Source organism: Paenibacillus antri, assembly GCF_005765165.1.
In the GTDB taxonomy this organism is placed as follows: Bacteria; Bacillota; Bacilli; order Paenibacillales; family YIM-B00363; genus Paenibacillus_AE; species Paenibacillus_AE antri.
This window is the reverse complement of sequence record NZ_VCIW01000013.1, coordinates 137253-159461: the sequence shown is the minus strand read 5'-3', so window position 1 is coordinate 159461 and position 22209 is coordinate 137253. Positions and strand designations below refer to the sequence as shown.

Genomic DNA, 22209 nt, shown 5'->3' with positions numbered 1-22209 from the left:
ATGAAAACAGGTCTTTTCCTTTTGATGCTGGTAGTGATTATCGTCTCCGGTTGTTCGGAACATGTGTATGTTGAAGAGCAGCAAGTCGAGCCCGTCGCCGTTATTGAAAGCGTTAACAATGCAGAGGAAGTTGACGCCGTTGAAAGCCATGCGAATCGCCCCAACATCATCGCGATCCAACTGGAAGCATTCCAGACCTTCGTACTGAATCGTTCCGTTCGCGGAACCGAAATCACCCCCAACCTCAATGAACTGATCAGGGATTCCGCATACTTTTCTAACTTCTATTTACAAAATGGCGGAGGCTCTACGTCGGATGCGGAATTCATGATGAATACCTCCTTGCACCCATTCAAATTTCCTCAAAGCGTCGCGGTGGATGCCGCGGACAAGCGATTTCCCAGCCTGCCTCGCTTACTGGGAGCGCAAGGCTACCATTCGACCACGCTGCATGTGAATAACGTCATGTTCTGGAATCGCAAGAACTTCTACTCCGCCTTAGGCTTCGACTCTTATTACGATAAGGCGTACTTCGGACTTGAGGATCTCGTGGCTTCCGGTTCGAGCGATCGGGTGCTGTTCGAGAAAGGCATGGACGTACTGGAAACCTTAGACCAACCCTTTTATGCCCAATTCGTCACGATGTCCAGCCATTACCCTTATTCCCTGCCCAAGAACATGAAGTCGATGAAACTTCCGGAGGTGTACGAAGGAAACCTGGTGGGGAATTATTTGCACGCGGTCCATTACGTAGACGCCGCGATCGGCGAGTTTATCGAAGCATTGAAAGCTAACGACCTATGGGATAATACGATTCTTGTGCTTTACGGCGACCATTCGGGACTTCAGATGAAATTCGTGAAGGAACAAGAGGAAGCGGCGCTCGAGGATTTTCTGGGGAGAGCCTACGATAAGGTCGACGCCCTGCAAGTTCCCTTCATTATTCATGGGAGCGGCGCAACGGCCGGAGAACATACGATGGCGGGCGGTCACTTGGATATGTTGCCGACGGTATTGCCTTTGCTGGGCCTACGTATGGATACCCCGGTGTTCGGCTTCGATTTGTTTACGAACGCCGACCACCCTGTAGCCATACGGAGCAGCTTCGCGGAAGAAGGTACCTTCGTATATCGGAATGTGTTGTACGATGCCGCGGACGGTTCGTTGCTTTCTATCGAAACCAGAGAAGCTCCTATGGAAGCAGCGTTCAATGTGGAGGAAGAAAAGCAACGACAGCTGCAGCGCTTCCGACAATCGGACGACATCGTACGCGCTTTGCCGACGAAAGACGACTCCTTCGGAACCGATATTGAACTGACCGAACCGTCCGATGTCTATGAAAGCCCCGAGGATCCGCAGTCGATCGTCGCCAGTTTACCTGCGGGTACCGTAATCACGACCTTCCGGCAACAGGGCGAGTGGTATTCTTTCTATGACGACGATGGCAAAGAGCATTGGGTCCGGACCTTGAACCCGATCCAAGAGGTATTTAAGCTCGTCGAGCTCCCGCACCGGGCGAAGCTTTTCTCCGAACCGAACGAAAGGCTTAAACCTCGATTGGAAATCGGAAAACAAACGTTATATGCGCTTAAGGAATGGAAGGGTACCGGTTGGTACCAGGTTTCTACTTGGCTCGGCGAAGAGCTATGGATTCAGATCGCTCCGTGAACAAGCTTACCGCAACGCTGGAATCATGATTTGCACCGTGGTGCCGATCCCCGATCGGCTGCACATCGTCACGCCGTATTCGTTCCCGTAATGCAGCTTGATTCGCTGATCCACGTTCCGGATGCCGTACCCGAGATTCAACCCTTCTGACGGATCGAAGATTTGCCGGATCCGATCCGGGCGTATTCCTACGCCGTCGTCAATAATCTTAAGCGCAATCCGGTCGCCTTCCAGCGTTCCCGCGATCCGGATGTGAATGCGATCGCCGACCCAGGCGTGTTCGAGTACGTTTTCGATGAACGGCTGCAGCACCAACTTGATCGTATTGTATCGAACAACGGCCGGATCGATATCCCAAAACACATTCATCCGATCCCCGTACTTCGTCTTCTGGATATCGACGTACGCCTTCGCCTGGTCGAGTTCGCTCAGAATCGGGATGACCGTCCTCCCCTCGTTAAGCGACAGCCGGTAAAATTTCGCCAAGTCCCTCACCATGCGCTGTAGCTTATCCGTCTCGCCGAACTTCGCCAGCCGGCTGATCGACGAAAGCGTGTTATAGAGAAAATGCGGATTGATCTGCGCTTGCAGCGACTCAAGTTCGGCTTCCTTCTTCTGAATGTTGGTTAAATAAACCTCCTTGATCAAATCGCCGATATTTTGGCCCATATCGTTCAACGCGCCGGAAATATGGGTGAACTCATCGTTCCCCTTGAAGAAGATCCTCTTATGGAAGTCGCCCTCCTGGAACGAATCAAGCACGGAGACGATCTTGCCGACCCTTCTTGCGAAATATCGAGAGAGAAACATCGCCAGCACCGAGAAAACGAGAAAGCTGACGAAACAAATCAGCAAGGTGAGCCAGCGAACCTTGCTCGTATCGCGCTCCGTGATGCCCGTAGGCACAAGCGCTACGATATTCCAATCTTGGGACGGCAATCGTTGTTCGATGACGATCGGGCCGCTTGCGTCGTTCTTCCGCGCATCGTCGAGCTCCTCTTCCGTCGTTCCGGAGGACATCAGGATGCTGCCGTCCGCAGCGGTAATCGTAATCGCGGTGCCTTCGCCGATTTTGCGGTAGTCCAAGCTCTCGAACAAATCGGAGAGCCTGACGCTGATGCGGATAAACCCGATCTCCCGCATCGACGCGGAGTCGTCGACGTCGACGAGGCGACGGAGCAACGAGATCCGACGGAACGTCTCGTCGTCTTCGATTTGGCGCCACTCCATCGTGACGCCATGGACCTCGGACGGAAACGACCGATACCAATCGCGATCGGTAATTCGCCTTATATGGAAAATGTCGAGCAGCCGGCTCTTCTCCGTAAGCGGATCGTTGCCGTCGTAAGTATTGTATATTTCAGGAAGCGACTCGTTATGAAGAAACACCGACATCCAGATGCTCCGGTTCGTCGCTTCGATCGTGGAGTTGAACTTCGGCAGCAAATAGTTGGTCGTGGCCGAATAACTTACCCACCCTTCCTCGTAATGACGGAGGTGACCGGCCAACGCTTCGTCGTAATAGAGCATGTCGGTGAGCCGTTCCGTATCTTCCATCTTGTAACTGATATTATCCGCCATCTGCTGCAGAGTGCCTTGGATATTCGTTCGCGTCTGCTGCCGGGTCGAGTTGACGAATACGGAATTCGCGACGTAACCGACGAGCAGGACGGGGATGATAATCAATATGCAATAGGATAGCATCAATTTATACCCGAACGGCAAGTACCGTTTCTTCTGTTCCGTCTGCATCGTCCAACGGCTCCCCTTACGATTTGCGGCGATATTCCATCGGCTTCATCCCGTACGTTTCTTTGAATTGGCGGCTAAAATAAGGTAAGTACCGATACCCTACCTTGTCGGCGACCTCGTAAATCTTGAGATTCGTATCCTTCAGCAATACGGCGGCTCTCTCCATCCGCAGTGCGATAATCGTGTCGCTGAAGTTTTTCCCCGTCTCTTCCTTAAACAGATGACCGAGGTAGTTCGGCGAGAACGAGAAGTAGTCGGCTACATCGCGCAACGTGACGTTCTCGTGCAGCCGCGCGCCCACGTATTCGATAATTTCTTGAACGAGCTTCCAATGCTTGCCCCTCGATTTCGTATGAAGCTTCTCCGAAATTTCGAACACCCGCCGGCGCAGCCAAGAGTGGATGTCGTCGATCGTCTCGAATTGCAGCAGAATGTCGAGTTTAGCCAAGTCGAGCTCCAACAACTGAAACATATCTTCATTTTGCGAGCGCAAATAATCGTTTAGTTTCATAATCAAGAACATGGCGAAGTTTTGGATCGAAAATTTCGACTTTAACCCGTGCGCGAACCGGAACAATTGCTCCAATTCGTCATGGATGTTCACAAGCTCGTAGTTCGCCATGGAAGAGAACAGGGAATCCAATTGAATGTCCAGGTTTCTGACTTCCTCGCGCTCGGTTCCTCTAGTATCCTCGTAATCGATCCATCTTCCCTTGCCTTTGAACATCTTAAAATCCAGCGCTTGCAACGCTTCCCGATAGGTCCGCTGCAGTTCGGGCATGGCGGACACTTCGCCGCCTACGCCGATCGTGACGGAGAAGGGCAGCATCCCCTTCATCCGAGCGACCCATTCGTCCAATATCGTCAACTCGCCCCCTTCCTCGATCAATACCGCGACTCGTTGCCGCGACAGCTTGCATACCCAACCGAATCCTCTCTCTTGGCATAACGTTAAGACGCTGTAGAGGAAACGGTCCGTCTGCTCCGGCTTCCAGGTCATATCGTCGATCTCGAAGACGGCTACCCGAACGGGCCAGCGAAGTCCGTCCATGGAATACTCGCGGCCGAGCGCGTCCTGCGTCTCTCGGTCCGATTCTCCCTCGAGTATCTGAATCAAATATTCGTTTTTGACGATCGGCGCCATTTGCTTATAGGCCCGCTCGGTTTCGAGCCTTGCCTTCTCGATATCGAGATCGTTGCACACCTTCCGAAGCGACTCGATCAGCTCTTGATCGTCCATCGGCTTCAACACATAATTATAAGCGTTCAAGGTCAACGCTTGCTTTAAATAATTAAAGTCCTGATATCCGCTGACGAAGATGACGCGAAGACGGTCCCACCTGTCGATCGCCTTCCTCGCGAGCTCGAGTCCCGTCATGTTCGGCATGCGGACGTCGGTGACGAGAATGTCGATTTTTTGTCGATCGATAATTTCCCATGCGGCAAACCCGCTGTTGACCGCACCGACGACTTCGAGTCCGAGTTCCTCCCAAGGAATAAAGGTTTTCATCCCTTCTAAATCGAGTATTTCATCGTCGGCGAGAAGCACTTTATACATTCGACTCTTCAACTCCAGGGTAGGTAGGGATACGAAAGCAAGGGTATACCGTAAAGTATACCCTTGCTTTCGAGATGGGGAAATATACTTTAATTTCCTTTCATCCTTGCAACGTTTTCTTGCCACTTTTGCGTTTGGTAAGCAAGCAGCTTGGCATGGCCTGCGTCCTGCGCATCCTTATCCGCTTGATCGAGGATGGCGAGCACTTCCGCATCGCTCTTCGCGTACAGCGCCTTGGCGCGGGCTTCGGTGAAGATGTCGTTAACGCGCTGTTGGATGATGCCTTCCTCGGAATCCGGAGCCGGGCTCAGGTTGATGAATTCCGTCGCGTTCGCTTGCGTCTTCCATGTAATTTCATACTGATAGTTCGTCGCCCAGTTCCGCTGCTCTGGCGGCAACGTGCTCTCGTACTTCGCCTTGGATTGGTCGACGTACACCGTGTTCCCGTTCCACATGAGATTGACCGTCTTGCTCTGCAGGTCGATGAGGCCGGCCGTGTCGCTGACATAAGCTTCCGTGAACTTCGGCGTGCCGTCTCCTTCCACGCCGTTCCAATACTTGCCTTCCGGCCCCCACATCAGAACGCGCTGTCCTTCCGGACCGGTATACCAGTCGAGGAACGCGAAGATTTTCTCCGGATCCTCCGCCGCTTTCGTAATGACGCTGACGTTCCAGCCGAGCTGCGTATACGTACCCGAGAAGATCTTCTTCTGGTCGAGACCCGGCTTCGCCACCGGCCAGATCATGAAGTAGCCCGCGTTCGGGTCGTTCTTCGTCAATTCGATGTGGCCTTTCATACCGAGCTCCGTCGGGGAAGCCGAGGCGAACACCGCGACGCGGCCGGTTACGATTTTCTCCGTAATTTGGTCTACTGTCTGCGTAAGCGCGTCCTGCGTCATCAGCTTCTCGCGAAACAGCTTGCTTGCGTATTGCGTGCCTTCGCGGAACACTTCATTCGTGAAGATCGAACCGAGCTCGCCGCCGTTGACCGCCGCGCGCTGGCCGATCTGGGCGGTGACGAAATTTTCGCCGAAGGCCGAAACCAGTACGTCAAGGCCTTGGCCGTCCTTCGCCAGATGCGGCTCGAACGGGACGACGTCAGGGAACTTCTCTTTCACTTGAAGCAGGTAGTTGTACAGATCGTCCGTCGTCTCCAGCTTCGGCGAACCGAGCTCTTCGTAAATCTTCTTGTTGACGACGTAACCGGCGTTGCCGTTCGGCTGGTTCGTGTACCAGTTCGGAAACTGATAGATTTTACCGTCCGGGGAACGCAGCATGTTCAACCCCGCCTCGCCGAGCCATTCCTTCAAGTTCGGGTATTTATCGAGGTAGTCGTCGTACGGTACGAGCATGCCCGCCGCGCGAAGCTTCTCGACGTCCGCGCCGCGATCCATCCACATGACGTCCGGCAGGTCGTTGGAGGCGATCATCGTGTTGAACTTCTGTTTCGCGTTGCCGCCGGAGTGAACCGGAACGACATTGACCTTCTTGTTCTCTTTAATCCATGCCGTGGAATCGTCCCCGCCCCATTCCGGCATCGTGTACCAGTCATAATGTCCGTAGAACGTGAATTCCAACGGCTCGCTGCCGAGCTGGAAGACGCCGCCGGCCGCGGCATCCGAGCTCGCCCCGTTTTCCGTCTTCGTTTCCGTCTTCGTTTCCGTATTTCCTTCCGATTGACCCTCCGTCGCGCTTTCCTCGCTGCCGCTGCCGCATGCGGATAGCACGGCGACCGCCGCGAATACGGCCGTAAACATCGTCAAGAGCGACTTCTTCGTAGATGTCATTACGTCAAACCCCTCTCAAATGTAAGTATAAATGATATCTATGGTAAAAGCTTTCGCCTTCTCCCCGGGACCGATCAACCCTTCAACGAACCGACAAGAACACCCTTCACGAAGTACTTCTGCACGAACGGGTACACCATAATGATCGGAAGCGTCGCGACCATCATCGTCGCCATCGAAAGCGACTTGCTCGTGACGGTTTGCATCTTCGCAAGCTGTCCTTGAGCCGCCGAATCGAGCTGCGACACTTGTTCCGAGACGATGTTGGAGTTCAAGATTTGCTTCAGCATCGTTTGAATCGGAAGTAAGTGTTCGTTAGAAATGTAGATGCTCGGCAGGAACCAGTCGTTCCAATGATAAACCGCCGTGAACAGTCCAAGGGTCGCGATGACCGGTCCCGATAACGGCAGTACGATGCGGAACAGCGTCCCCCAGTTGCCGCAGCCGTCGATTTTCGCCGACTCCTCCAGCCCCGCCGGAAGCTCTTTAAAGAATGTACGGAAAATAATCATATTCCACACGCTGACGAGCGAAGGGATAATGAACACCCAGAACGAGTTCATCATGCCGAGCTCCCGGATAAGCAGGAAGGACGGGATGAGACCGCCGCTGAAGTACATCGTAACGATGCATAAGATCATATAAAACTTCCTGCCCATCAGGTCGTTGCGGGAGAGCCCGTAAGCGAAAATGGCGGTCACGATAATGGAACCGACCGTGCCGACGACCGTTCGAAGGATCGAAATCCAGAAGCCGTTCAACAGCCGCGCATCGTTAAACACGATGGCGTAGTTTTCTAGAGTGAATGCTCTCGGCCAGAACGTCACGCCGCCCATCGCCGTGTCGGAGCCGACGTTCAACGAGATGACCGCCGCGTTCCAGAACGGATAAAACGTCGTGAAGGCGAGGATGGATAACAAAATATAAATGGTGATAACCATGAGCCGATCTCCGAAACCTAAGCGTATCATGATGTCCGCCTCCTTCTTTCGCTTGCCTTCTGATTTACCAGAGGCTGTGCCCGGATCTACGCGCAACATAGTTCGCCATCGTGAGCAAACCGACGCTGATGACGGCTTTGAACAATCCGACGGCCGTTGCGTAGGAGAACCTGGAACTCTGGATCCCCACCCGATAGACGTAAGTATCGATGACGTCGGCGACGTCGCGAAGCACCGGGTTTACGCCGAGGAGCAAGATATCGTCGAATCCTGCACTCAGCAGGTTGCCGATCGCCAAGATCATGAAAATAATGACGACGGGGGTGATCGAAGGCAGCGTAATCAGGAAAATTTGTTTGAACTTGCTCGCTCCGTCCATATCCGCCGCTTCGTAGAGGCTTGGATCGACTCCGGCGATCGCCGCCAGATATACGATAGACGCGAACCCGATTTCCTTCCACAAGCCTGTCGTCACCAAGATCGTCCAGAAGTAATTCGGAATGGAGAGGAAGTTAATCGGCTCCTCGATGAAATTAAGCTTCTGCATCAAGATGTTCACGCTTCCGTTGTCTACGGACAGAAGCGACATGACGAGACCCGCCACGATGACCCAGGACAGGAAGTGCGGCAAGTAGCTGACCGTCTGCACGATCCGCTTGAACGCCATGTTGCGGACCTCGTTCAGCATAAGAGCCAGCAGGATCGGCGCCGGGAAACCGACGAAAAATTTAAGCAAACTGATCACGATCGTGTTCCGCATCACCTCGTAAAACTCCGGCGATTCGAAGAACATTCGGAAGTGCTTCAACCCGACCCAAGGACTCGCCAAGAAGCCGTTAAAGATGCTGTAATCCTGAAACGCCATCAACACGCCGTACATCGGAATGTAGCTAAATACAAGAACCAGCAGAATGCCTGGCAGCACCATCATCTGGATATCCAGCTGTTTCGCGAATCTCCGGAGCACACCGCCTCTGGCCGCTCGACGCTTCAGTTCGCTCTCTCGTTCCACCGAAAGCTGTGCCATGGGTTCCCTCGCTTCTGTCTGTGATAAAATTTATTGTAGCGGGTAAAGCGTTTTCAAAATATCTGCGAGATCAACGATATTTGATAATTTGCAAAGGCGTCGCAGTAAAAAAAGCGGCAGCCTCGGACCGGGAAGGAAGGTCCGAGACTGCCGCCGACTTGCCGAGACTACGGTGCAATATCGTGAAATAAAGACTTGAACTCATCGGGTACGATCATAACATCCTGTATTTCGAACGGATTGCCTGGGGTCAAATTTACGAGCAGCATTTCGCCGTTGTCCATGGTAATCACGGTGTACGCTTTAAAGTTTGCTCCTGCCGAATTCACAGTCTTTAAATGATCAAACAACTCTTGGGTCGCGTGTTTTCTTCGAGGTTCAAAATATAAAGATTGAAACTGTTCAAAGTCATCGAAGGTTAAGGATGCCTTTAATTTCATTGCAGTTTCGATAGATTCGTCGTTGTCGTTAGAACAAGAGCCTAGAATTAGAGCGAAAATAAATAATAAGGCTACCCTTACATGTCGTACGTTCATTATCATCCCCCTAAACCCCAATATCGGCATTAGCTGCCCGATCCAACTCGGTATATAGCGGGTCTAAAGTATTTCCCCACCTTTTCCAGCTCGTTCATTACGTAGTTAATTCTTGTTTCGCTAAGATACCAGTTGTCTCTCGTAGTCCCTGTTTTATCGATTACAGGACTAACATAAAAACCGGTCTCTCTTGGAAACACGAATTGATAAGTCAGGAGCGCCCTTCGCGCGTGATAATTTTTACAGACCAACACAACTTTTTTCGGCTGTATTCCATGTTGATGCAACGCGTTCAATGAGAAACGCGCATTTTCGAAGGTGTTCGTCGCTTGATCCTCTTTCAGTATTGCATCCGGAGGAACTCCTAGGGACAATCCTACATCTCGCAAGAACTCCCATTCCGTGGTTTTTACATGTGGAGTGGCGCCGCCCGACGGCAAAATATACGGTGCGATCCCCGCGTGGTACAACCCCGCAGCCTTCTCGGCTAATTGCGGATGGCTTGCTCCCGGGATTACGATGACGTCCGACTTCTCTATGTTCGTTTCGAAAAACATAAAATCGCTTATACAGTCAAAGGGATATGGCAACCTAGGACCTCCTCTGATCATCATTCAAATGCCAGTCGGGGTTATCTCCATCCCCAAGGACAATAACACCTCGTCTACCTATGCGCTTGACGCCGTTCTCACGATTTCAAGAAGCCGTTCCCGAATGCTCCCGCTGCATACCCCGCCATGGTAAGCGATCACCGTATCGATCTTAAAATCCAGCAGCTTCTCGATCGAACGCAAGGCTTCCTCCCGGGCCGGTGTAAAGTCGGGATTAAACGGCATAAGGACGCCATCCTTGGCCGTCAGCGCGTCGCCGGAAATCAACGTACGGCTCGGCATGTGGTAGAAGCTCGTATGATCCGGCGTATGTCCCGGGGTGTATACGACACGCAAGCCGCCCGCGATCGGCAGAATATCCCCGTCTCGGAACGTGCGGGTTACCGCGACGGGCGTCGCGAGCGTTCCGCTCTTCACGAGCGGCGTCTCCCCCTGGAGGTACGGCTTTCCGACCTCGTGGCACAACACCTCGATGCGCCCGCCCCCTGTGGCAACGAGCTCCGGCAAGCTGCCGATATGGTCGCGGTCCTGATGCGTGATCAGGATTCGGACAACGTTGTCGAACGGTATGCCTTCCTTCTCCAACGCGGCTCGTAAGAGCTCAAGCTGTCCTGGAATACCGGTGTCGACGATCGTCGCTTCCTCCCCGTCCCAGATCGCCGTTGCATGAACCGGGAATGGTCTGCCGCCCGCGTCCATCTCGAGGAACAACGGGACGATTCCTTGTTTTTTCGTCACGATCCCTAACCTCTCTTTCGCATCTGCTCTTATCAGTATAGCATCGGGAACGCCTGTTTTCCGAATAGCGCAGCTAGCAAAAAGGCCGTCCTTGCTCGGAATCGAACCGATCAGGACGGCCTCGCATCTTCTTCAGCTTCGAATCGAGTTCCAACGATCCTTCTCCGCCCCAGGCCGCCGCTCTTTGACTTGCTTCAACGCGGCGACGATCAGAAAGCTGACGATGACAAGCAGCAGCCAGGAACTGACCTTCCCGACATGGACGAGGCGCCAGACGTCGGATTGATTCGGGTATTCCCATGCGCCGAAGAAGGTTGCGACGTTCTCCGCAATCCAAATAAAGAAACCGATCAGCACGAAGGAGAGGGACAGCGGCATGCGGTAGCGATGACGGCCGACCTCGAAGGTAACCCAGGTTCTCCAAAACAAGATCAGCACCAAAGCCGACAACCACCAACGAATGTCGATCCAATAATGGTGGGTGAAGAAATTCAGGTAGATGGAAGCCGCAAGCGGGGTAACCAGCCAGAGCGAAGGCCAACGAACAAGGTCGACATTCATGCGACGCCACGCCTGGCACAGGTAACTGGCTACGCTGGCATACATAAATCCGCTGTACAAAGGGACTCCGCCTACCTTCGTCCAGCCTTCTTCCGGGTACGACCAAGATCCCATGTGCACTTTGAACAGTTCCAGAGCCAAGCCGATGAGGTGGAAGACGGTGATCACTTTCAGCTCGTCCCGGGTTTCAAGTCCGGAGCGAAGCATCCATACCTGCATGGCAAGACAAATGAGCAGCAGCCAGTCGTAGCGGGGAAGCCAGGGAAGAGGGATCAGCTTCGTCAGAGCCAGCGAAGCGAAGATGACAACGGGAAACACGCAAGACAGCGCTTGCTGCCAGCCGAAGCGCACAAGCTGCTGTAGCGCATGCAATAAGCGTCTTTCCATAAACATCTCCCCTTCCGGCTTCCTCTGTTCGTGGATTCGATACATTTCCAATTCGTTCTGTCTCCTTACAGCGAATTCGTCGGAACTGTTCCGGCCTTACGATATTAACATGGAATATATCGTTTTACAATAAATAATTAATGATATGTACGTTATTTTTGTTGTTAGAAAAAACAAAAACCCGCTTGATCCGCGGGTTTGTTCCGTCTATGTTCCTGTCATGACCTGCAAGGTTACACTTTAAACCGATAACCTGCTCCCCACACCGTCTCGATAAACTGATGCGAGGTCGGATCCTTCTGGATTTTATCGCGAATCTTCCCGATGTGTACGGTAACCGTAGCGGAATCGCCGTAGTGCTCGATGCCCCATACTTTGTCCAGCAGCGCTTCCTTGGAATATACGCGATCCGGGTTTTCCGCGAGGAAGAGCAGCAAGTCGAACTCCTTGGCGGTCAATCCGACCTCTTCGCCGCGCAGCGCCACCCGCCGGGCCTCGACCTGAATCGCGAGTCCGCGAATATTCAGCTCCCGCGTCTTTCGGACAACCGAATAGCCGGCGCCTGCCGCGACTCCGGTAAGCCGGTCGTATCGTTCCAAGTGCGCCTTCACCCTTGCGACAAGCTCCGACGGGCTGAACGGCTTCGTCACATAATCGTCCGCCCCCAGACCCAGCCCGCGAATCTTGTCGATGTCCTCTTTCCGGGCGGACACCATCAGCACCGGTATATACTTCGTCTCCCGAATCTTGCGCAAGATTTCGAAGCCGTCCATTTCCGGCAGCATGACGTCGAGAATAACTAGATGATACTCTTGCGCCAACGCCTCCTCGAGCGCCTGCCTCCCGTCTGTCCGAACGGTCACGTCATATCCGTGCACCTCGAGGAAATCCCGCTCCAGATCGGCGATCGCTTGATCGTCCTCGACGATCAACACCTTCCGTTTTCCCATATCCTACGCTCTCCCGTCACGGTCGTTGTTCATCGGTATTGCAAACAATATCGTCAGATAACGTCCCGATTCGCTCTTCGCGTGGATCGTTCCGCCATGATACGTAATGACCTGCTTCGCGATCGCAAGGCCCAACCCCGAACCGGCCACGTTCTGATTCCGGTTCGCATCGGCGCGGTAGAAACGGTCAAAGATATGTTCAAGCTCGACGGGCGTCAGACCGGGGCCGTTATCCGTTACGCCGACAACCCATTGACCATCCCGCCGCCCGAAATGAATATGGATGCGCGGATCCGGTTTATCCATAAATTTCACCGAGTTGCTGACGATGTTCAGAATGACCCGTTTGATTTTCTGGGCATCCATCATCGCCGAAGCGTCAGGCCCGGCCTCGTACTCGCTCGTCAGCGCAATGCCTTCGCCTTCGTACTCCATTCGCAATTCGTTCATGGTTTGTTCGTAAAATTGTTGCAGCGGCACCGCTTCGAGGTGAAACCTCTCTTGCTGCAAATCCAGCTTCGATAGAAGGAACAAATCGTCGATCATCCGGTCCATATCCAGCGTCTTCGAATAGATCACGTCGATATACTTGTTCAGTTTCTCCGGATCGTTCGCAATGCCCACCCTGATCCCTTCTACGTATCCCTTGATCGAGGTGAGCGGCGTCTTCAAATCATGCGATATATTGGAAACCAGCTGTTTGCGGTTTTCTTCCAGAGCCAGTTGGGCGCTAATGGATCGCTGCAGCTCGCTGCGCATCTTCTCGTAAGAGCGAATGACGCTGCCCACTTCGTTCCGAAGCTTCGAGTGCAAGCTGAAATCCAGGTCCCCTTCCGCGATCCGTTGAGAGCCCTGCTCCAGCTTGCGCAGCGGCCTCACGATATCCATTGTCGTGATCCAGAGCAGCGGAATCAAGATGATGCCAAGCAACGTCGAAATGCCGAGAAGCAGGAACAGTTGGAACCGATCGCCCTTCGCTTCCGTATCGGTCACATCGATGATGAGATAATAGGACAAGGGGGCTTCGATTTCCGGAAAGTCGTACCGTAAGGAGAGCAGTTCCCGGTTGTCCCAGGAGCTCGTAAGGAATAGGCTGTCCGAATGGTGAGTCGGAACTTGCGCTTCCCGCTCCAGAAACGACAGGAACGCTTCCCCTTCCTTCAACGCGCCGTAGCTTTCCCATCGTTCCCCCTGCTGCACTACGAGGAAGCCCCCGAACGGCTCCAGCCGATCGCCGATCGGAACCGCGAACGCGGGGGACGCCAGCTGTTCCGGCGCGTACCGCTCCGCATAGCGCAGGTCGACTACGATATCGATGCCTCTGCGGAACGCCTCTTCCGCGCTTTGTTCCTTCACGAGGCTGCTTGCGAAGTACGAAACGGCTGCCGTGACGACCCCGATGCCCGTCGCCGCCACGATCAGGGCCGTCAAGAAGATCCCGACGATATACGTTAATAAGAGCTTCAAACGAATGGACATAGGTTAAATTTCTTTCCTTTGGAAGGCTAGCATACCCAATATAGTGCCAATGATATAGTAGGCTGTCATAAATAGCAACATCGATAAAGAAGTCCCGGCGTCACCGCCGCGAAGCAGCGGCTGCAGCCAATCCGCATAGCCGGTCACGAAGAACCGGCTGTATTCCGGCTCGAACAACCCGACGAAGCTCATTCCCATCCAGATCAGGACGCACGCCACAAGCCCGACCCCGCTGCTCCCCGCCCACAGCGAGACGCTGTTCGACAGAATCAGAAGCAATCCGCAAAACACGACCGCGGACGCATAGGTTGCGACGGTTGCCCCAATCGCGGACGGCGACGGCATCCCTCCAAGCAATAAGCCGCCCAAAAACGTTGGTATGAAAACACTGAGAACGATCAATGCGCCGGCCGTCCATCCCGCCGACAATTTGCCCAAATAAATCATTTCGCGGCTGAGCGGCAGCTTCAGCGCATTCTTGATCGTGCCGTCCTTCCATTCGGTAACCATGAGCTCGCTGCCCAAGGAAGCCATGAATAACGGCAACAGGACTGCAAGCATCATTTTAAGCGCAATCAACGATACATTCCCATCCAGTCCCAAGTAGCCGCCGATCAGGACGAAGAGAACGCCGATGAAGAAGGAAAGCAGAAGCAAAACGATAAGCTTGCTGCCTCGGAACAGCTTGCGCAGTTCTTCCCCCGTCAGATAAGTCCACTGCCGGATCATGCGGCACCGCCCCTATGCTTTGCGACGCAGTGCAAATAATAATCCTCCACGTTTTCGAACGATTCCCTGATTCGCTGCAAGCTCGCGGTTTCGACCTGTCGCCCGTCGTACACGATGCAAGCATGCGTGATCAGGTCTTCGATGTCGTGCACCAAGTGAGAAGAAACGACGAGGCTCATGCCTGTCTCGGTGACAAGGCAGCGCAGCATCGCAGCCATCTCGCGGCGGCCCTCGATGTCCATGCCCGAGAACGGTTCGTCGAGAAGCAGCAGCTTCGGCCGATGCAAGAGCGCGCTCGCGAGATCGATCCGCTGCTTCATGCCGGTGGAGTAATGCTTGATCTTGACGCGACGGTGCGCCGTCATCCCTACAAGCTCCAAAGTATGTTGGATGCGCACCTCATCGATGCCCGGATACAGTTTGTGGTAGAGTTTCAGATAGTCGTAGCCGGTAAGGTAAGGATAAGGCGCCGGTTCGCCGATCATAAGACCGATATGAAGCTTGGACGGATAGGGCCGCTCGGTAACGGATACCCCTTCCCAGAGCGCTTCGCCGCGGTCCGTCCGGAGGCAGCCCCCCATCGCTAACAGCGCGGTCGTCTTCCCGGCTCCGTTCGGCCCCAATAAAGCGACAACCTCGCCTGCGCGAACGGCGAGGTTGAGGCCTTGGATGCCGCGGCCACCGGGATAGACCTTCGTTAGATCGTTGACTTCGAACATAAGGTCCTCCCAGGGGTTGCGTTAGTTTCGGTCGCCGAACGATGCCGCGTCGACGATTTCGACGGACTTGCCGGACGGGTCGTACGCGTCGGGCGTCGTTGCATTGACGCCGCTGATTTCTCCTGCGCCTTCGATCTCAACGCGATGGAGATCGCCGGCTTCGTCTTTGCCGCTTACCTCGAGCTCGCCTTGAACGCTCAGCAATTTGTCGTTCGCATCGACCGTCAGTTGCAACTGCACTCGCTCTAACGCCACGTCATCCGTCAACTCCGGAAGATGCTCCTCCAAATTCAGTCCTTCCTCGAGACCCTGGAAGAAAGGAAATTGCTTGATTCTCTCCCACTCTTCCGTAGGTTCAGGAGCATTCGTGCGTTCGTTCCGATCCCCTGCCGCCGCTACGTCCATCAGCAGCTGCAGCGGCACCGGAATTTCATCCTTGCTTACGTCGACCGATATCGTCTTCGTCCCGTCCGCATGGTTCGTCACGCTGAACTCGTTCTTCAGGTCGCCGACCATGTAATCGAGCAGCGCTTCTTCCGCTTTGGTCATCGGCCGGTCATGATGCTCCCCTTCCTGTCGCCATTCGTGCTCGTTGACTTGGCCATGATCGAGGTTGATCACCTGGTAATGGAGATCATGCGTACGGTCTACGAAATAAGCGCTCTCGCCGTGGCCGTAGTACATGCTGCCGGCGCGTTCGATGCCCAAGAGGGTAAAGTCGAATTCGCTGCTTGCCGTCGGCGCGTCGCCCGCGTGCCGCATCTTCGTCGTTCCGTCCGCCGTCAGGATCGTCTCGCCGTCCGCCGCGATGGTGAAGCGACCGTCGATCGCGGCGCTTGCGAACGTATCCTCCGCTTGCTGATTCGCTTTCAACACCGCTTTGAACGCGTCGTAGCCCGCCGTGTTCGGCGTCGACGCCAGCGCCGTCACCGCGAACAAGCTCACTGCGCCGATTGCCGCGCCGACCATCAATACTTTGCTTTTCTTCATCATTCTAACTCTCTCCTTTAGGTTGTATGGGTTTCTCTCTCGCTTACAACTTCAGTCTAAAGGAGGAGTCTAAAAACGCTCGAAAGCAATTCTAAAAACTTTCTAAAATATAAAAAAAAGCTCGCCAACGCGTGGCGAGCGTAATCATTCCGAAGAGACGGGAGGCGTTACGCCTAACGTCCGGCTCCCCGGCCGCCCCACCGCAACGAGAAGGGGGAGGCTGAGCGCGAAGGCGCCCGTAACGAGCCAGATCGGCATCCGCGGGTCGAGCGAGTACGCCCAGCCGCCGATAATCCCGGAAGGGGAGACGACGAGGAGAACGAGCACGGACAACAATGCGAACATCTTCGCCCGCTGCTCGTCGTCGATAGCGTTCGCGACCGCGGCTTCCAAGTACGGGGCTGTAATCATGGTTGCGCCGGCGGCCAACACCGTGCTGGCGGCGATCCAGCCCATGGAGCCCGTCGGAGTCAAGGCGAGCATGGCGTTCGATACGGCCGACAAGACGAACCCCCACGACAACATGCGATGCATCAAGCGCTCCGGAATTCTCGGCGTTACGAGCCATAGCACGAGCAGCATGACGACCGAAGAGACGGCAGGCACGATGGAGATCAGGTTGTCCGCCACCCCGAGCTCGTCTTTCAGATACAGCGCGAGATACGTCCCCTTCACCGTCATTTGAAAGTTAAATAGGATGTAGACGCCAAACATGAGCAGCAGGCTTCTGTCGGCAAAGATAGCCCTCATTGTCGTCATGTAATCGCGCAGGCTCGCCTTGAGACCAAGCTCCCGCGTCTCTCGCTTCTTGCGTTGCCCCATCTCCGTCTCATGCGTCGTAAAGTGGCGTCCCAGGAACTGAGCGGTCATTAACGCGAATGCCAGGACGTACATGATTCGGACGCCCGTTACCGTGCCGTAATGATGAACGAGCAGTCCGCCGAGCGGCGCGAACAGACCGCCGACGACGCCGATCACCTGAAGCACTGTGAAGACATAGGTTCGTTCCTTCGGTTCCGTATCTTCGACCAGCAAGCAGTAGAACGCAGTATGAGGTACTCGTTGAAAACCGTTGATGAAGGCGGCGGCAACGAAAAACCAAACGTTCTGAGACACGGCCCAGAGCAGCGTTCCGACGGACCAGCTAATGAGATCGAACGTCAGCAACGCGGCCTTCCGACCCATCCGATCGGTCAAATATCCGCTGATGAACGACGAAAACACCTGAACGGCCAGCGTCAGCGTCGTGACCCATCCGATCTGGGTTTCGCTAAGCCCGAGTTCGTGCATATAGATGGTGGAGTAGGTAGCGAACATGCTGTATGGCAGCAAAAACAAAGGTTCGAAAGCGAGACAGCCTCTGCTGTTTCCCTTCAACCTAGGGAATAAGGTGCGAGTCAAGCGAAGATCCTCCCGGAAAATGAACGTATCCTCCCATCCTACCGCGACGGAAGCTTTTCGTCCACGGGAAATTCAGACGGAAGGATCGACTTCTCTTCCCCTTCGGAGTTTTAGTTCGTGCTTCCACATTTCCTCTTCTAAAAAACGCAGCAGCGGTCCGACCTCCGTACCCTGCGCCCGAACATGGCCGAGCATCTCCGCGAGGTCCTCGTCTGGCGAATCATTGACAATCAAGTAGGTAGGGAATCGATCGACATGGAAGCGCGGCGAAACCTCCCTAACCTCATCTATCGAGCATTCATGGATGGACCCAAGGTTGTCCATCTCGAACAAGCGATCCGCGATGTCCTCCGTCCGTTCGTCGATCTCGTCCTCCCGTTCGCGAATGACGACGAGGGTGAATTGCTCCGGAGTGCTCCATCGCCTTTCTTCCTCTTTGGCCGCTTGGATTTTCTTTAGTTTCTTACTGGTCAACCGGATGACGATAATCGGAATCGCCGTAATGATCGCCGATACCACCGTTCCGCCGATCTCCTTCTCGAGCAGAAGGCTTATGGTCACGATCCCGAAAAATAGGGTTGCTGCAATGCCCGCTATTCGTAAGATCGAAAGGATAAAAGTTAACAACCCGTTCCCCCCTGTTTTTCGCGCACGTTCCGCCATGTTGGATATTTTCTATGCGGAGGTCGTATGTCGCTCCCCGTTCGCGTTCCAACGCAAAGCGAATAAAAACAACTCGAAAACAGCGTAGATCACAAAGGTAAGACTTAAGGTCCCACCTAAAGCGTCCATCATTCGTTCAAGCGGAGTAGGATCCATGTCGCGATACATCTTCACATATTGCCCGTACTCCGTATTGTAGGCGAAAAGGAAAAAAGCGATGGTCGGAACGATCGGTACGAATCTCAACGCTTTCCGTACCTTATGGAAGTTCGGCGACGGGGGGATCGAGGTTTTCGCCCGAAGCCAATCCCGAAGCATGAAGTAGACGATCGTCATCCCTAAAAGAAGGAAACCGACGAGAAGGAGAAATAATGATCCGAAAATCGCGAAAAACCCATCCGATAAGCCTATGTTTCTAAAGAATGCCGAAGCTAAGGCTAACCATAAGAAAATCATGAAATTACGAGCATGGTTCATCAGGTTCCCCCCATGTATATTCACCCATACGTTAGCACATACCGGGGATCCTTCCCACTTGCTTTGGAACTATCCCGCTGGTAGGAGCGTAACAACCTCAATAACCGAAAAGGACTGATGGAATGATTTTTAGCATGTATTTTTTCGGAATGCTGATGGTACTCATCGTTCTCTTACTCGGTATCATCGGTTATAAAGTATTGAGGAAAAGAGAGCTTCCCGATTTGAGATATACGCCGTTCGATAACATTACAGGCCAAACCCATGTCGAATTTCATCTGGAGAAGGAGGTTATGGAAGAGGAGAACGAGAATGGTGACGGGACGAGGAAAACAAGAACGCGGAAGTGAACGCTGATCCCATACGATTGGGTATGGAATCAGCGAGGATGAGCCACTTAGGGACCGGTCGATATTGGCTAATCCTTGAACGATAACCCCTGCTCCTTCAAAGCGGCGCGAAGGATCGGGATCGACTTCGGCCCCATTCCGTGGAAAGCTAAAATTTCTTTCTCCCGATATTTCGACAGTTCTTCAAAATCGGTGATCCCTTGATGCTCCAACGCCCTTCTTGCCGGCGCCGCCAGAAGAGACAGAAACCCGACGTCGGGTTTCCGTTCGTTCTCGCAGATCGGGCAAGAAGGGCAATCGCTGCTCTTATAGAACTGATGTCCATTGACGCAAGTTCTTAACGTTTTGCTCTTTGCTTCCATCCGGATGCGTCCTCCCCAGGTTAGACTTCTCTCCTGCTCAACCCGACCGATGATGATTCGACGTCGATTCGCTTCGGCGCTTCGCCGCTTCCTCCAAATACGCCGTGAATTTGGACTCCCCGCTATACGTCAGGAACAACCAATCCAATGCGCGGGTCATGCCGATATAGAGCAGGGAGACTTCGCGCTCCTCCGCCTCCTCCAACGAGAATGGCATACTCTCGAGATTCACGATGAAGACCGCGCGGAAGTCGGTTTCCTTCGCGCCGTCGATCGTCGAAATTCGAACCGCGTCGTCGTCGCCGTCGCCGCGGTCGCGTCTCGGTTCGGCGTCTTCCGACACCCAAGAGAATGGCAGCGAGCGGCTCTTCAAGCCGTCTCGGATGTCGTCGATGTACGGTTGGTTGTAACTATTCTTCACCCGATACAAGATCGCGACGTCGGCATAAGGAATCTTCATGACGTCATGTAAGTAAACGATCGACTCGGATACGAATTCCATCTCTTCCTTCAATCTTGAGAATCGCTTCACGATCGGATCCGGGCCTCTCCGCTTCGCCGCTTGCGGAGGAATCATGTCCGCGCCGTCGATGAAACCTTGCTTGACTCGATTCCGAAGCGGAGATTGCGCTTGGAAGAATTCCCAAGCGAACTGGACGATTTGCATCGAATTCCGGTAGTTCATGGCCAGAATCTTCGAGCGTCCGCGGAAATCCAAGCCGGTATTCCGAGCGAGGCTCTTCTTCCTGCGGGACATGGACTGCGCGCTGTCTTCCACCAACAGCAACGATTGCGTCTGCGGATTGAGACAGGTGCTGACGAGTCGCAGCCACTCCGGTTCGAATTCCTGCCCCTCGTCGATCAGGATCGCATCGTACGACGGCAGGATCGCCTCGCCTCGTTCCGCCATCCGGAGCAGGATCGGGATGTCCTCGTCCTTCGTCCGCAGCTCGTTCCGCAGCCATTCGCGGAAGGTATACACCTCGACCCGGGAAGGTCTCTTGTCGTTGGGGTCGTTCGGGAAGTCGAACAGGTCTTCCGGCTCCTCCATCATCCGTTCGATCGTCTGCTCCAGGGTTCGGGACAACGAAATGCCGAAGCATAAGACAAGAATCCGCCAATCGGGGTGTTGCTTCGCAAGCAGCCTTGCCCGGTTAGCCAACACGAGCGTCTTGCCGCAGCCCGCCGCCCCGCGAATAAGCCGATGCCTGTCGCCGAGCGCCCTGGCCAATTGCTCCTGGGCATGATCCAACGGATCGATGGGATGCGCGGAGAGCAGCAATTGATCCTGCAGCTCGAACGGCGGACGCAATGAGGCGCCGACCCGCGCTTCCGGTACCAGATGCGACCGAATCGCTCGCATGTCTTCGCGCGAAAGGATCGTTCTCTGCTTCCTTCGCGAAGGGAACATGCCTTGGATCTTATCGTACAGCGCATCCGGCGCGAATGCCTCGTCCTCCGGATCGAGCTCGTCCCGGCATAATGCGAACGAAGTACCGACGACGTCGGAGACGCCGCAACGGAGAAACTCCGACTGACTCATTCGCGGGAATACGGTTCCGTAGCCGATCGCGAACTTAAGTCGAGCGCCTGTCTCTTCCGTTAAGGGGCGCTCTCGCTTCAAACGGTCGGCGATCCCCCTCGCATGGTCTCTGGCTTGTTCCAGCGGATTCATGACCGGAACCTTCCCTCCGCTTGCGCTCCAGATCAACCACTCGTCACGCCCAAGCCGATATAGCGACTTGCTTGTATAGTCCGCCACTTCCAATACGATGAGCCCTAAATCCGGACCGATGACGACCGCGCTCGGCCGCCGACCGTCGAACTCGGGCTCGTAATAGACGATGTAATCCTCGGGAAGGTTCGTCCTCAAGGTCTCGAACAGCATTCGTTCTCCTGCCGACGCGCGCGCCGGCACGGGATTCGGCACCATGTAGGCCATCCCTGATCGCTCCTGTCTCTTGCATAAGTCATGTCATGATGCGTTCCAGCCAGTCACACAAGTACGGTTATATCGTATCGTCTTTCGAAGGAGAATGCTAGCCGGAAGGGCCGCTGGTCATTTCGGGTTCGAGCCGCCGCCGGCGGCTTCGTCGATCCCCTTCTCCACTTCGACGATCGTCGCATCGACCTCGAGGATGTCCCGATCCTCGCGCGGAACCGGGCCGAACCATTCCGCCATCTTCCCGAGGGCGTTCTCCTTCACTTCCTTGTTCAGATACGTCGCGATTGTCCCGACCGCGTATAAGAGCGCGGCAAGGTCGTCGCCGTATCCGACCGCGGGCAGGAAATCCGGCACGAGATCCACGGGCAGGATTAAATATCCGAGCGCTCCGTAGATCGTCATTTTCGCCTTGAACGGCACCGAGGGGTTCTGAACCGCATAATAGGAGAGCAGCGCCGCGTATACGGCCTTCTTCCCCGCGTTCATCGCGTGCTTCTTGAGCTTCTCCCAGAACGACTCTTCCGAATAATGCTTCTTGTAATCGCGGTCGTCTCCGGACCCTTCCGACATGTCGCATC

General features: G+C 54.3%; 21 protein-coding genes. 2 read left to right on the top strand and 19 right to left on the bottom strand.

Annotated features, from left to right (window positions below; all coding sequences use genetic code 11):
• Positions 1-1668: an LTA synthase family protein gene (locus FE782_RS18975; protein WP_138195814.1), complete on the top strand. Its 1668-nt coding sequence runs from the start codon at positions 1-3 to the stop codon at positions 1666-1668.
• Between the two features lie 6 nt (positions 1669-1674).
• Here FE782_RS18975 and FE782_RS18970 read toward each other — a convergent pair whose 3' ends face one another.
• The 16 genes from FE782_RS18970 to FE782_RS18895 form a co-directional block, all read right to left on the bottom strand.
• Entirely contained in the window at positions 1675-3420 is a 1746-nt protein-coding gene (locus FE782_RS18970) for a cache domain-containing sensor histidine kinase (protein ID WP_138195813.1), read from the bottom strand.
• A 16-nt stretch (positions 3421-3436) separates the two neighbouring features.
• Positions 3437-4978, bottom strand: coding sequence for a response regulator transcription factor (locus tag FE782_RS18965; RefSeq protein WP_138195812.1), 1542 nt, complete (start codon positions 4976-4978; stop codon positions 3437-3439).
• A gap of 89 nt (positions 4979-5067) precedes the next feature.
• Positions 5068-6765, bottom strand: coding sequence for an extracellular solute-binding protein (locus FE782_RS18960; protein WP_138195811.1), 1698 nt, complete (start codon positions 6763-6765; stop codon positions 5068-5070).
• Positions 6766-6839: 74 nt separating this feature from the next.
• Positions 6840-7736 (bottom strand): carbohydrate ABC transporter permease, encoded by an 897-nt coding sequence (locus tag FE782_RS18955; protein WP_138195810.1) that lies wholly within the window; start codon positions 7734-7736, stop codon positions 6840-6842.
• A gap of 34 nt (positions 7737-7770) precedes the next feature.
• Positions 7771-8733 carry an ABC transporter permease gene (locus FE782_RS18950; protein ID WP_138195809.1) on the bottom strand — a complete coding sequence of 321 codons (963 nt, stop codon included), beginning with the start codon at positions 8731-8733 and terminating at the stop codon, positions 7771-7773.
• Between the two features lie 167 nt (positions 8734-8900).
• Positions 8901-9269: a hypothetical protein gene (locus FE782_RS18945; RefSeq protein WP_138195808.1), complete on the bottom strand. Its 369-nt coding sequence runs from the start codon at positions 9267-9269 to the stop codon at positions 8901-8903.
• 29 nt (positions 9270-9298) lie between these two features.
• Positions 9299-9859, bottom strand: coding sequence for a YdcF family protein (locus FE782_RS18940; protein ID WP_138195807.1), 561 nt, complete (start codon positions 9857-9859; stop codon positions 9299-9301).
• Between the two features lie 78 nt (positions 9860-9937).
• Positions 9938-10618, bottom strand: a complete 681-nt coding sequence (locus FE782_RS18935) for an MBL fold metallo-hydrolase (RefSeq protein ID WP_138195806.1) — start codon at positions 10616-10618, stop codon at positions 9938-9940.
• 132 nt (positions 10619-10750) lie between these two features.
• Positions 10751-11566 carry a DUF817 domain-containing protein gene (locus FE782_RS18930; RefSeq protein ID WP_439116442.1) on the bottom strand — a complete coding sequence of 272 codons (816 nt, stop codon included), beginning with the start codon at positions 11564-11566 and terminating at the stop codon, positions 10751-10753.
• 233 nt (positions 11567-11799) lie between these two features.
• Entirely contained in the window at positions 11800-12516 is a 717-nt protein-coding gene (locus FE782_RS18925) for a response regulator transcription factor (RefSeq protein WP_138195805.1), read from the bottom strand.
• 3 nt (positions 12517-12519) lie between these two features.
• Positions 12520-13995: a sensor histidine kinase gene (locus tag FE782_RS18920; RefSeq protein ID WP_138195804.1), complete on the bottom strand. Its 1476-nt coding sequence runs from the start codon at positions 13993-13995 to the stop codon at positions 12520-12522.
• Between the two features lie 3 nt (positions 13996-13998).
• A complete protein-coding gene (locus tag FE782_RS18915; RefSeq protein ID WP_138195803.1) occupies positions 13999-14724 on the bottom strand; it encodes an ABC transporter permease in 726 nt (241 codons plus the stop codon).
• Positions 14721-15443: an ABC transporter ATP-binding protein gene (locus tag FE782_RS18910; RefSeq protein WP_138195802.1), complete on the bottom strand. Its 723-nt coding sequence runs from the start codon at positions 15441-15443 to the stop codon at positions 14721-14723. The genes FE782_RS18915 and FE782_RS18910 overlap by 4 nt, the downstream gene beginning before the upstream one ends.
• 21 nt (positions 15444-15464) lie before the next feature.
• A complete protein-coding gene (locus FE782_RS18905; protein ID WP_138195801.1) occupies positions 15465-16436 on the bottom strand; it encodes a hypothetical protein in 972 nt (323 codons plus the stop codon).
• Between the two features lie 141 nt (positions 16437-16577).
• The gene (locus FE782_RS18900) at positions 16578-17834 is read right to left on the bottom strand and encodes an MFS transporter (RefSeq protein ID WP_138195800.1); all 1257 of its coding nucleotides are present in this window, start codon (positions 17832-17834) and stop codon (positions 16578-16580) included.
• A gap of 72 nt (positions 17835-17906) precedes the next feature.
• Positions 17907-18395, bottom strand: a complete 489-nt coding sequence (locus tag FE782_RS18895) for a hypothetical protein (protein WP_158299461.1) — start codon at positions 18393-18395, stop codon at positions 17907-17909.
• 701 nt (positions 18396-19096) lie between these two features.
• Here FE782_RS18895 and FE782_RS18890 point away from each other — a divergent pair.
• Positions 19097-19324 carry a DUF3951 domain-containing protein gene (locus FE782_RS18890; protein WP_338016901.1) on the top strand — a complete coding sequence of 76 codons (228 nt, stop codon included), beginning with the start codon at positions 19097-19099 and terminating at the stop codon, positions 19322-19324.
• Between the two features lie 68 nt (positions 19325-19392).
• Here the strand turns inward: FE782_RS18890 and FE782_RS18885 are convergent, their stop codons facing one another.
• The 3 genes from FE782_RS18885 to FE782_RS18875 all read right to left on the bottom strand — a co-directional run bounded on the left by FE782_RS18885 (position 19393) and on the right by FE782_RS18875 (position 22201).
• On the bottom strand, positions 19393-19686 hold the full coding sequence (locus FE782_RS18885; RefSeq protein WP_138195798.1) for an RNA polymerase alpha subunit C-terminal domain-containing protein: 294 nt from the start codon (positions 19684-19686) through the stop codon (positions 19393-19395).
• A 37-nt stretch (positions 19687-19723) separates the two neighbouring features.
• Positions 19724-21628 (bottom strand): 3'-5' exonuclease, encoded by a 1905-nt coding sequence (locus FE782_RS18880; protein WP_138195797.1) that lies wholly within the window; start codon positions 21626-21628, stop codon positions 19724-19726.
• Positions 21629-21745: 117 nt separating this feature from the next.
• The gene (locus FE782_RS18875; protein WP_138195796.1) at positions 21746-22201 is read right to left on the bottom strand and encodes a YkvA family protein; all 456 of its coding nucleotides are present in this window, start codon (positions 22199-22201) and stop codon (positions 21746-21748) included.
• Positions 22202-22209 lie beyond the last annotated feature (8 nt).